At 39.2% G+C, this 3,277-nt stretch carries 1 protein-coding gene and 1 pseudogene; one reads left to right on the forward strand and one right to left on the reverse strand.

Annotation, left to right across the window (positions count from 1 at the left end; all coding sequences use genetic code 11):
* Nucleotides 1-164: 164 nt before the first annotated feature.
* Nucleotides 165-1,474 (reverse strand): annotated as a pseudogene (locus QL998_RS20400) (amidohydrolase).
* Nucleotides 1,475-1,585: 111 nt separating this feature from the next.
* Here QL998_RS20400 and QL998_RS20405 point away from each other — a divergent pair.
* Nucleotides 1,586-2,443 (forward strand): tetratricopeptide repeat protein, encoded by an 858-nt coding sequence (locus tag QL998_RS20405; protein WP_290193381.1) that lies wholly within the window; start codon nucleotides 1,586-1,588, stop codon nucleotides 2,441-2,443.
* Nucleotides 2,444-3,277: the final 834 nt, after the last annotated feature.

A 3,277-nucleotide genomic window follows, 5' to 3' on the forward strand; every position in this document is an offset into this window, starting at 1 on the left:
ACAATATGCGCGGATTACATCAAGGTCAGAAGTAATAATCTTCACTAAAAGACCGTATATATGACAGCAAACCTGTCCCTGCTATCGTTGAATGACACCTTGCAATACTGGAGGAGACCATATATGAACTCTGCTTGAGATAGATTTATTATCCAGAATTCAGGTTACTTATTAAATAAAGCAACAGCAGCGTTACTCATTGCTTTTATTCCGGTAGGGATAGCAACTTTATAATCTGGTGCAAATTTACTAGAGTGTAGGGAAGGGAGTACTTCACCTGTTTTTATTGAATCTGCATATTGTGCTTGGTTTACGCCACCTAGCCAAAATAAGGTAATAGGGATGTTTTCATCGGTGCGTCCGTATAGGCCAAAGTCTTCACCTGCCATTACAGCTTGTGTTTCAAGCACATTAGTATCACCAATTTCGCTGGCAATAGAGTTTCTAACAATGTCTGTTTGTGCAGGGTTATTATAAGTAGATGGAATAGATTCATCTTCATGTACATATACTACAGGGTAGTTTGATTCATTTAGGCCAGCACTTTGTGCAATACCTGCCGTGATTCGTTTTATTGCAGCTATTTGAGCACTTCTAACATTTGGGTTATAGCTTCTGAGAGTGAGTTGTAGTTTACTTCATCCGAAATCACATTATGTTTTGAGCCACCATGAATAGATCCAACTGTAATAACAGAAGGCTCTAGTGGTGAAAGCTCTCGACTTGTGATTGTTTGCAGAGCAAGTACAGTGCGTGCAGCTATAACCACAGGGTCAATAGTTGTATGAGGATAAGCACCATGACCACCTTTACCTTTAATTGTAATATCGACAGAATCTACACTTGCCATAGTGTATTCATTTTTCATTGATACCTTACCAGCGGGGACGCTAGCACTTACATGCAAAGCAATTATATGATCAGGTTTTTCATATTTACTAAATAGTCCTTCGCCTAACATGGCTTTAGCACCCCCACCAACTTCTTCGGCAGGCTGTGCAACCATCATCAAAGTGCCTTTCCATTGATCTTTGTGTACTATTAATTGCTCAGCAGTACCAATAAAAGAGCTCATGTGAATATCGTGGCCACAACCGTGCATTACACCTACTTTAGCACCATGCTCGTCTATTACTTTAACTTTTGAGGCATAGGACTTTCCTGTCTGCTCTATAATAGGTAAGCCATCGGTGTCAGTACGGATCATCACGGTTGGACCGTTTCCGTTTTTGTAAATGCCGACAACACCAAAGCCACCTACATTACTTGTTACTTTAAAACCCAGCTGAGTTAATTTATCCGCTATTTTATTACCCGTTTCTTGTTCGTGATAAGAAAGCTCTGGCGATTGGTGTAAATCGAGGTAAAACTTTTCTATAGCTGGCATGGTTTTGCTTAAATTCAAATCGAGTCCATTTGCTTGTACTAATGGGCTTGCTAATAAAAGTATTGCACTTAGATAAGTTAATTTCATGTTTTCCCTCATTGTTGAATATGTATACCGGATGATTTAGGTATATGACTTGTAATTATTATGTTCACCACCATATAAAAACCTAAATAGATGAATATGGCAATCAATTCAATGAGCAACATAGTTAGTATTAATGCGCAAAACCTTCAACAAGTACTCGGTGAAACATCACAGCAAAAATTGGTGTTGCTTAACTTTTTCTCTCCTCAAAGTCCTGACTGCATCGGACAGGCTGCAATTTTAGATAAAGTAGCGGCTGAATATGCAAGCTATATAGTAGTAGCAAACCTAGATTGCGATGCAGAGCAAGCACTCGCTTCTCAACTTGCGCAACAAGTTGGTCTTCAAACTCTGCCTACGCTTGTATTATTAAAAGACTCTGCACCTGTAGATTTACTTGCAGGTGTTCAAAGTGAGGCACAAATACGCGAAGCCCTAGCAAAGCATTTACCTGCGCAACAAGACTTACTGTTAGAGCAAGCAAAACAAGCGTTATTAAAGTCAGATTTAAATGCTGCATTTAATTATGCAAAGCAAGCTTATGAAATAGACAGCGGTAATGCACGCATCAAATTAGTGCTTGCAGACATATGTATTCAAATTCACAAGGTAGATGAAGCCCAAGCGCTTATAAATACAATAGACGTACAAGAGCAAGATGCTTACTTTAATAATATAAAAGCAAAATGCGAAGCTGCGCTTGAAGCAAAAGACTCACCAGAGATTAAAGAAAAGCAACGACAAGTAGAAAAGTACCCAAATGACCTAGAATTAAAAGAAGAGCTCAGTATTTTACTCAATGAAGCAGGCAGAAAAGAAGAAGCATTGGATATACTATTTACAGTGCTGCAAAAAGATCTGAATTTCAATGAAGCGAAACCAAGCTTTTTAGCCATTATTGCCTCTTTACCCGATGGTGATACGCTCGCAGCAAAGTATCGTCGCAAGTTATATAGTATTTTATACTAGGGTCTGTTGCTCTTTGCGGATTAAAATTCGTTCAAACTAGGGGGGGGGTAATCGCGGCGCGAGATTTGTAACCTAGTGGGCTCGGTAACTGCTCCTGCGTTACCCTACTGGCTTACATCCATGTAAGAATAAGTAAAAACCGAGTAACAAAGAGTAAATAGCCCCTAGGAAAAACCTTTTGGGCAGCGCCTGTTTGGCATTAATGCTACGTTATCGCCTATTTATGGGGAGTAACCACACTACATAGGCTCTGCCTTGCCTGAATACCAAACAGGCTGCTGCAAATTTAACCTTGAAAGATAAACAGACCCTAGATTCTAATAACTATTACTTTTGAGAAGCACCTAAATAAGGTGCTTTTTGCATTTTTAAGGTTTTAATTAAAAGCTATAGAATGGTTTAGCTATGTAAAAACAAGAGTTATCAACAGGTTTTTGTGGGTAACTTGTGCTTATCATGTGTGCTTGCTTGGGGCTTAATTTTAATTACTATTTTATGCAAATAACGCTTGCGTAAAATCCGCCGCTCCCTATAATGCGACCCCACTGAGACGGGATATGGCGACGCGCAGCGGACAACGCATAGCGAGGCACGAACTACTCAGAGAGTTAAATAAGACTTCGGTTTTAAATTATCTAAAAAGAAAGTTTAAAACTAAGTGTTGACTCAAAAAATAAAGGGTGTATTATTCGCATCCCTTGAGGCGGTAAAGCGACTCAAAACGTTCTTTAACAATATAAAGCAATCATCTGTGTGGGCACTCGTACAGATTGAGTTCTAACAGCCAACCTACTTAGGTAGCGAGGCAAACAAATTAGAGTCTCAATTGAAAAC

Source organism: Pseudoalteromonas sp. APC 3691, from assembly GCF_030408135.1.
GTDB lineage: Bacteria > Pseudomonadota > Gammaproteobacteria > Enterobacterales > Alteromonadaceae > Pseudoalteromonas.